Origin of the sequence: Vibrio crassostreae (assembly GCF_041439375.1) — a bacterium.
Taxonomy (GTDB): domain Bacteria; phylum Pseudomonadota; class Gammaproteobacteria; order Enterobacterales; family Vibrionaceae; genus Vibrio; species Vibrio crassostreae_D.
Genome location: NZ_JBGONY010000034.1, coordinates 48,221 through 57,519 on the forward strand (window position 1 = coordinate 48,221; position 9,299 = coordinate 57,519).

General features: G+C 43.3%; 5 protein-coding genes and 1 pseudogene. All 6 read left to right on the forward strand.

Annotated features, from left to right (window positions below):
- Positions 1-56: 56 nt before the first annotated feature.
- Positions 57-1,703 carry a type I restriction-modification system subunit M gene (locus ACED45_RS14775; RefSeq protein ID WP_371714347.1) on the forward strand — a complete coding sequence of 549 codons (1,647 nt, stop codon included), beginning with the start codon at positions 57-59 and terminating at the stop codon, positions 1,701-1,703.
- Complete coding sequence (locus tag ACED45_RS14780; protein ID WP_371714348.1) at positions 1,693-2,937, forward strand: restriction endonuclease subunit S; 1,245 nt, start codon at positions 1,693-1,695, stop codon at positions 2,935-2,937. Before ACED45_RS14775 ends, ACED45_RS14780 begins: the two co-directional genes overlap by 11 nt.
- A 169-nt stretch (positions 2,938-3,106) precedes the next feature.
- Positions 3,107-4,789 (forward strand): SWIM zinc finger family protein, encoded by a 1,683-nt coding sequence (locus ACED45_RS14785; RefSeq protein WP_102398486.1) that lies wholly within the window; start codon positions 3,107-3,109, stop codon positions 4,787-4,789.
- Between the two features lie 132 nt (positions 4,790-4,921).
- Positions 4,922-8,221: a type I restriction endonuclease subunit R gene (locus ACED45_RS14790; protein WP_371714349.1), complete on the forward strand. Its 3,300-nt coding sequence runs from the start codon at positions 4,922-4,924 to the stop codon at positions 8,219-8,221.
- A complete protein-coding gene (locus tag ACED45_RS14795) occupies positions 8,221-8,943 on the forward strand; it encodes a hypothetical protein (protein WP_371714350.1) in 723 nt (240 codons plus the stop codon). Before ACED45_RS14790 ends, ACED45_RS14795 begins: the two co-directional genes overlap by 1 nt.
- A gap of 7 nt (positions 8,944-8,950) precedes the next feature.
- Positions 8,951-9,299, forward strand: a pseudogene (locus tag ACED45_RS14800) (hypothetical protein); the annotation flags it as partial.

Below are 9,299 nucleotides of genomic sequence, written 5' to 3' on the forward strand. Positions count from 1 at the left end.
CCCTCAATAGTCTGCGCTTGAAAGCAGAGTCCTACATTATTCGAGTAATTAACAACATGGCAAAAGCACCCGCTAACAAGAAACCCACCTCAAAAGCTAAGCCCGCATCAAAAGCTAAAAAAGTGACCAAAGGCTTTGAAGAGACCCTTTGGGATACAGCTAATCAGCTGCGTGGCAGTGTTGAGTCATCTGAATACAAACACGTGGTGTTAAGCCTTGTGTTCTTAAAGTTCATTAGCGATAAGTTTGAAGCACGCCGTCAGAAGATGATAGACGACGGGCAAGAAGCGTTTGTTGAGATGAAAGAGTTCTACCAACAAGACAACATCTTCTTTTTACCAGAAGATGCGCGTTGGTCATTTGTTAAAGCGCGCGCTAAGCAAGATGATATCGCTATCATCATCGATACCGCTTTATCGACTATCGAAAAAAACAACCCTAGCTTAAAAGACGCCCTGCCAGACAACTACTTCTCGCGCCAAGGTTTGGAAGTGAAAAAGCTGGCGTCACTTATCGACAGCATTGAAAACATCGACACGCTGGCAAACGAATGTGACATGAGCGAAGAAGACTTAGTCGGTCGTGTGTACGAATACTTCCTAGGCAAGTTTGCAGCAACCGAAGGCAAAGGCGGGGGCGAGTTCTATACGCCTAAGTCAGTGGTAACACTGTTAGCTGAAATGCTAGAACCTTTCCAAGGTAAGATCTACGACCCGGCTTGTGGCTCGGGCGGTATGTTTGTTCAGTCTTTAAAATTCATTAAAGAGCACGAAGGGCGCACCAAAGACATCGCTATCTATGGTCAAGAGCTTACCTCGACCACTTATAAACTGGCGAAGATGAACTTAGCCATTCGCGGCTTATCGGGCAATTTGGGTGAGCGTGCAGCTGATACCTTTTTTGCTGACCAGCATAAAGACTTAAAAGCTGATTACATCATGGCTAACCCACCGTTTAACCTTAAAGGTTGGCGTAATGAAGCAGAGCTAACCGATGATGCGCGGTTTGCTGGCTATCGCACACCGCCAACAGGCAATGCCAACTACGGTTGGATTTTGCACATGCTGTCTAAGCTAAGTGAAACAGGCACTGCTGGTTTTGTTCTGGCGAACGGCTCTATGAGTTCAAACACGTCCGGCGAAGGTGAGATCCGCCAACAGCTAATCGAGAACGATCGCGTTGAATGTATGATCGCTTTGCCGGGGCAGCTGTTCTTTACTACGCAGATCCCTGTATGCATTTGGTTTATCACCAAAGACAAAACCGAGAACACCAGCAAAGGTTTCCGTAACCGCCAAAAAGAGACTTTGTTTATTGATGCTCGTGAAATGGGCACCATGATTAGCCGCACCAATAAAGAACTCACTAAAGACGATATCGCGCTAATTGCTGATACTTATCACGCATGGCGTAGTGATGACGTAGAACTAAAAGCACGTATTGAACGTGGTGATGGCAAAGTAAAGAAGTATGAAGACCAAGCTGGCTTTAGTAAATCAGCAACCATTGCTGATATTCAGGCTAATGACTTTGTACTGACTCCGGGACGTTATGTTGGTGCAGCTGACGTGGAAGATGATGGTATTCCGTTTGAAACCAAGATGAGTGAGCTTTCACAAACCCTATACAGCCAAATGAATCAGTCCCAAGAGCTAGATAAGATGATTCGCCAGAACTTGGAGGTGTTAGGTTATGGTGAGTGAAATTGTTACATCAACCCTCGAAGATATGTGTGAGCTTATAGTTGATTGCCCACATTCAACTCCGAAATGGACTGACGTCGGGGTAGTTGTTTTAAGAAACCAAAATATCCGTGGCGGAGTGTTAGATTTATCAACGCCTAGTTACACCGATGAAAGTGGATATTTAAGCAGAGTTAAGCGAGCTGTTCCCCAAGCGGGTGATATCGTTATTACTCGTGAAGCTCCCATGGGAGAGGTATGTGTTATTCCGGAAGGTTTAAAATGCTGCTTGGGACAAAGACAGGTTTTGTTGCGTCCGAAGCATGATGTATCGACAGAGTATTTATTTTGGGCTCTTCAGTCACCTTATGTACAACATCAGATATCTTGGAATGAGGGAACGGGAACAACAGTTAGTAATATAAGAATACCTGTTCTCAAGGCTTTAAAAATACCTCGTCACGGTGAAAATGAAACCATACTTTCTCAGCCTTTATCAAATATCGCGAGTAAGATTGAAATAAATACCAAAATAAACCAAACCCTTGAGAAAATGGCACAAACGCTGTTCAAATCTTGGTTTGTCGATTTTGACCCTGTAAAAGCCAAAATGAATGGCGAACATCCAAAAGGGATGGATGCCGCCACTGCCTCGCTATTCCCAGAAAAGCTAGTTGAGTCTGAGTTAGGTTTGATTCCAGAGGGTTGGGAACCTAAGCAGCTCAAAGAGGTACTTGAATTAGCCTACGGTAAAGCTCTTAAGAAAACTGATCGCGTTGCTGGCGATGTCCCAGTATATGGTTCAGGAGGACTAACGGGATACCATAATCAAAGCCTCATTGAAGGTCCCGGAATCATTGTTGGCCGTAAAGGTACTGTTGGTTCGGTGTACTGGGAACCAAAAGCATTTTACCCAATTGATACAGTCTTCTACGTTAAACCGAAAACAGGTTATTCACTGAAATACTGTCACTTAGTATTGCAAAATCTTGGGTTGAAAGACATGAACACGGATGCTGCCGTGCCGGGTTTGAATCGAAACAATGCATATCGTCTCGATGTGATTACGCCTAGTGAGCCTGTACTCAAAAAGTTTGAAGAAATGATGCAGTCTTTCCAGTCAAAGGTTGATACCAATAATGCACAAAATGCAAGCTTGGAGTCTTTGCGTGACACGCTTCTACCTAAATTGCTTTCCGGCGAAATCGATTTAGAGAACCTGCCAGTAGAACAAGCTAAGGCGCTGGCAGAGTAACCTTTCGTCATTCCAGAAAGTGAGGGACGAACTTATCAGGAATCTCGTTTTTGACGGTGGTGAAAAGCGAGATCTCAGATACCTCGCGCCTCGGTTCTGAGATAACGAAGGTGGGAATTAGATGAATCCGAAATAGAACAAAGCAAAGCGTAGGTGGAACCATAATATAATGAACGCAACTAATACTCGTGAAATCGACATTTCTGAATTGACGACACTGTGTGAAACAAGCACTTTGCAAAAAGGCATCTTGCTTTCACGCAGTGGTGCAGTACGCAAGCTTAACCTTGTTGGCAACACCGCGACCGCACAGGTCAAAGGCAGCCTCAATTATCAAGTGAGCCTCGATTTCACTGGCGATCTGGTTGGCACTTGTACTTGCCCTGCGGCGCAATATCAAATGTTGTGCAAGCACGGCGTGGCGGTTGCCCTTTGCCTACAAGACCAAGAACAAGCTTTAAACCAAAGTAGTGAACGAGATACCATAAAAAATCACCTGCAAAGCCTTGGTGAAGAGGCAATGGTAGAGATGCTACTCGAATACCTAGAAGAAGATGAGTACACATGGAATGCACTGCTGACAAAAATTGAAATACGCGAAAAGCCAGCCGTATATGGCGAGCTGAAAAAGTTGGTTACCCAAGCCTTACCGCGAGAACAGCTCTGGGATTGGCGAGAAAGCCATGATTATTTCAACTCAGCAGAAATTCAATTGAACATGATCATTGAATCAATGCAAAGCCTTAACGCCGATCATCAATGGAAATTAATCAACTACCTTGTTGAACGGTTGAATAAGGTGCTAGAGCAAATTGATGACTCCAATGGCGATCGTTATGGCATTGAAAGCATGATTAACGAACACATGCCAAAGACGCTGGCAAAGCTTAATTGGAGTGAGCAAGAGAAAGCGCAGTGGATGTTTGAGCGTTTGACCCATTACGAATTTGACGTATTTCCTTCGATTGAAGAGAGTTTTGGAGCGATTTGGCAATCTAACACCCACTTTCTAACCTTATGCCGCCAAGCGATAGATCAAGCATCGCAAGATGAGAGTAGCTGGAACTTACGCTCATGGGCAGTTCCGTTAATGAAACACAGCTCCGATTGGCGTGAAGTGGCGGAAATTAAACAAAAAATAGCACGAACGTGTCGAGATTATCTTGAAGTTGTTGATATGTTCATTGATGAGCAAGAGCCGTTAGAAGCTGAGTTTTGGTTAGCTAAGGCGAAAAAAATGGCGAGTGATTATGAACTTCGTGCGTGCGAACAAGCTCAATTCCGTCTTTATGTTGAACTAGGTGAAATCCATTCTGCATGGGTATTAGCTAACCGTTTGTTAGAACAATCACCAAGCTTTCAATATTATCAACAGTTAGCGAAGTTTAAAGCCAATTACCAAATTGATGATGTTGAATTTTTCTCCCGCACTGAACTGCTACTTGCCAATGCCTATCAACAACCAGACCGCTATAATCAAGCTTCTGATCGTACGGATGCCTTGGTTCTGTTCTATATCGATAACCAGCAATTAGACAAAGCGTGCGAATGGGTTGCCGAACATAAAATATCAATACAAGGACTTATTTCGCTTGCCGATCATATTGTGGATGATAAACCTGAAAATACGCTGGATTATTATCTGCGAGCAGTCTCATCTTATATCGAACAGACCAATAATACGGCTTACGATCAAGCTTTAGAGTTACTTCGACGTTTAGAGAATATGCTGAAATCGCATCCTACTCAATTGGCGACATTTTATAGTCAGGTGGCGCAACTCGCTACCACGTACAAGCGTAAGCGTAATATGTTCGCTTTAATTCAGAAATATTATTCAAAATATATCTGATTCTGCGGAGGTGACAAGATCTGCGGTGTTGAGAAAATGGAACAAAGCCCGAAACCGAGTTACTACAAAACAAATTTAAATAACTCAATTTAGAAAACAACAAACAACGTCAAACAGCAGTAGGAAAAGGCGATGAGCTTAAAATTTACTGAAGCCAAACTCGAACAGGCCATTATTGAGCTATTGGGTGAGCAAGGCTACCCACACGTAGTGGGTGAACAAATAGCGCGTGAAGACAAAGAACAAGTACTCATCTTAGATGACTTACGCCGCTACCTTGCCAAGCAGTACCGAGGCGATGCTATAACCGAGAGCGAAATTGACACCATTGTTCGTATGATCTCAACGTTGCCTGCCAGTGATTTATACCATAGCAATAAAACCTTCTGCCAATGGCTAACCAATGGCTTTCTGTTTAAGCGTGAAGATCGCTCAAAGAAAGACCTCTATATTGAGTTAATCGACACAAGACATTTGGCACAAGCCTTACGCTTGATGTTTGTCCCGTTGCTAGAGAATAAATCTAAATCAGATAATACTGATAGAGAAGTTGCAGAGGGTAATGTTAGTTACTTAGAAACATATCGCCTAGACCCGACTGATACCAATATCTATAAAATCGTTAACCAGCTAGAGATTGAAGGTGTCGATGAACAAGTTCGAATCCCTGATGGCATCCTTTATGTGAACGGCTTACCGCTGGTGGTGTTTGAATTCAAAAGTGCCGTGCGAGAGAAAGACGCGACCATCTTTGATGCATGGAAGCAAATTTGCGTTCGTTATCGCCGTGATATTCCCAAGCTGTTCGTCTACAACGCGATGTGCATCATCAGCGATGGCGTGAACAACAAAATGGGCAACCTGTTTGCGCCGTATGAGTTTTTTTACGCGTGGCGCAAAGTAACGGGCAACGAGTCTACCGAAAAAGAGGGTATTAACTCCCTCTACACCATGATTGCCGGGTTGTTTAACCAAACTCGATTACTTGATGTAGTGAAGAACTTTGTCTTCTTCCCTGATACCTCTAAGAAAGAGATAAAAGTCTGTTGTCGTTACCCGCAGTACTACGCAGCGCGTAAGCTTTACTACAACATCGACAAAGAACGTAAGCCATACGGTAGTGGTAAAGGCGGTACTTACTTTGGTGCAACAGGGTGTGGTAAGAGCTTTACCATGCAGTTTCTATCTCGCCTATTGATGAAAAGCATCGATTTTGAAAGCCCGACCATTGTACTTATTACCGACCGCAACGATCTCGATGACCAGCTTTCTAAACAGTTCTGTAATGCCTCTGATTACATTGGTGATGAGATGGTGGTGCCAGTTAAAAGCCGTCAAGATTTAAGAGATAAGCTACAAGGCATCAAGAGTGGTGGTGTGTTCCTGACTACCATTCATAAGTTCACCGAAGACATCGAATTGCTTTCAGAGCGTACAAACATCATCTGTATTTCTGATGAAGCGCACCGTTCACAGGTCAACCTCGATAAGAAAGTGGTGATCAAATATCAAGATGGTGTAGCCGTCGATGTGAAAGAGACATACGGCTTTGCTAAGTATCTACACGACTCTCTGCCAAGCGCGACTTACGTTGGCTTCACCGGAACGCCGATCGATGCCACCCTTGATGTATTCGGTGATGCAGTAGACAGCTACACCATGACAGAATCTGTTAATGATGAAATTACGGTTCGTATTGTTTATGAAGGCCGAGCCGCTAAAGTCATTCTTGATAACAGCAAGCTTGAAGAGGTCGAGAAATACTACCAAGCGTGCGCAGAAGCTGGCACCAATGAACATCAGATAGAAGAGAGTAAGAAAGCTACTGCCAATATGAACGCGATTCTTGGCGACCCTGACCGTATTGAAGCTTTGGCGAAAGACTTTGTTGAACATTATGAAGGGCGAGTTAAAGAAGGTTCTACGATAAAGGGCAAGGCGATGTTTGTCTGTGCAAGTCGTGAAATCGCGTTTGATTTTTATAAGCAAGTCAAAATCTTAAGGCCAGAATGGTTTGAGGAAAAGCTATCAATTGATGGCGTCGAGCTGACTGATAAAGAGAAAGAAGAGTTAAAGCCACTTGCGATGGTGCAAATGGTGATGACGCGCGGCAAAGACGATGATCCTGATCAGTACAGCCTGTTAGGAACCAAGGAATATCGAAAATCGCTCGACCAGCAGTTTAAGAGTCCTAAGTCGAATTTCAAAATAGCCATTGTAGTCGACATGTGGTTAACAGGTTTTGACGTTCCTGAATTGGATACTATCTACATCGATAAGCCGTTGCAGAAACACAACCTGATTCAAACCATCTCACGTGTTAACCGTAAGTTTGAAGGCAAGGCGAAAGGGCTGGTTGTCGATTACATTGGTATCAAGTCGCGAATGAATCAAGCCTTAGCAATGTATTCAAAGGCTGATGAGACTAACTTTGAAGATATTCGTTTTTCTGTCATTGAGGTGAAGAACCACCTCGATCTATTAAGACAGATGTTCCACAAGTTCGATACGTCAGGTTATTACACAGGAGAGCCGTGTAAGCAGCTGGAGTGCCTTAATCAGTCGGCAGAATACATCCTTCAAACCAAGAAAGGCGAAACCCGATTCATGGCTTTAGTGGGCCGTATGAAGGCGGCTTATGATGTTTGCTGTGGTAGTGAATTGTTATCTCAGCAAGAGCGTGACCAAATTCACTTCTATATCGCAGTGCGCTCTATCATCTTTAAGCTAACCAAAGGTGATGCACCAGACACGGCACAAATGAATAGACGTGTTCGTGAGTTAGTGGCAGAAGCACTTCGTGCCGATGGAGTAGAAGAGATCTTTACGATTGGTGATGAGCACGCCGAAGCTATCGATATTTTTGACGAAGATTACCTAGCTCGTATCAACAAGATTAAGCTGCCAAACACCAAGATTCAGTTGCTTCAAAAGCTGTTAGAGAAGGCGATAAGTGATTTTAAAAAGGTCAACCAGCTGCAAGGCATGAACTTCTCTAAGCGCTTCCAATCGCTGGTGGAGCAGTATAACGAACGCCGTGAAAATGATGTGTTGAATGGCGAGGAGTTCGATACCTTCTCTCAAGAAATGACGGACATTATCTTTGATATCGTGAAAGAAATGGGCTCGTTTGAAGACCTAGGTATCGACCTAGAAGAGAAAGCGTTCCTCGATATCTTGAACCACATTCGCAAGAAGTACGATTTCACTTACGACGATGACAAGATGCTCGAACTGGCGAAGGAAATGAAAACTACCGTAGACAATGTCGCTCAATACCCAGACTGGGCAGGGCGCGATGATATCAAAGCCAAGTTGAAAGTGGATTTAATCTTACTGCTACACAAATACGGCTTCCCACCAGTTGCCAATGATGATGTTTACAAAGGCGTGCTAGAGCAGGCTGAGAATTATAAGAAAGGTAAGAGTTAATGGGTAATAGCAGCTTACTGCTAGTCGATCGTATTCATCGATACAGAGCAGACATTAAGGGTGCGCAAAGAAAAAATCGAAAGAAGCATGTAGCGACTAGACGAATGTCAATGATCGCTTTGATTGGCTTGTTTTTTAGTCTTGGCGTCTTGTCTATCAACAAGTTTTTTGGTGCTGATTTTCTACCTGATGACTGTTTACTGATCACGTTACTAGAAAATAACGCAATTATTACGGACTTTGTGGCTATGTTGATTGTTATCACGATACCAGCTGCATTGTACCTCATCGTGTTTTCTTTGTATGAAAGTACACAGAATAAGCCTGGAAATGAGTGTAACCTAAAGTTTTACATGAGTTTACTCATCGTTTTTCTTTTGGTTTCAGTCGTTTTTTCTTCCCCGTTATTTTTCATGGCCATGTGTACTGTTGGTGTGACCTTGTTCGTTTTGTCTTATGGCTCTAATCGATACTTTGGTTATACCAGGGCTTGGGTTCGAAACCGTGCTGTTCGTTTTCACATTGAGAGACTGTTGTCAGAACACGAGTTAAACGTCTCAGGTAAAGCCCCGTTCATGGTGGAAATTGAAGAGCAGGCGCTGCAAAAGAAGTTCTATACGTTAGTAGATAAGAATATCGAACAACAACAAAAAGATATTGTTGGCGACCATTTGTCAGTTGGTGATGCAACATTAAGTTGGATTAAAGCTTTAAAAAAGTAGGTTAGTTATGGTTTATAGGTTAGATGTTTCAAGAGAAGAGTATCGTGATGACTATGCGAGTCAAGCTAACGAGGGTGAGTTATGGCAAGTATATGCCAAAGACCAATTGGTTGAGAACTTACGTACTATATTGGCTGATGCTGAAAGCTATAAGAGCTTGCGCAAGCATGATAACAATAAAACATGGCTATCACACAATGCAGTCTTGGTGACAAGCCCTAGGGGATCGGGTAAGACAGTCTTCTTGCGTAACAGTGAGAAGATGTGGAAAAACTCTGAGCAAGGTAAAGCGAAGCTAGATAGTTTGATCTGCTCCAGTCAGACTGGACACTTAGCTAAGCGACATTTCGCTTTTC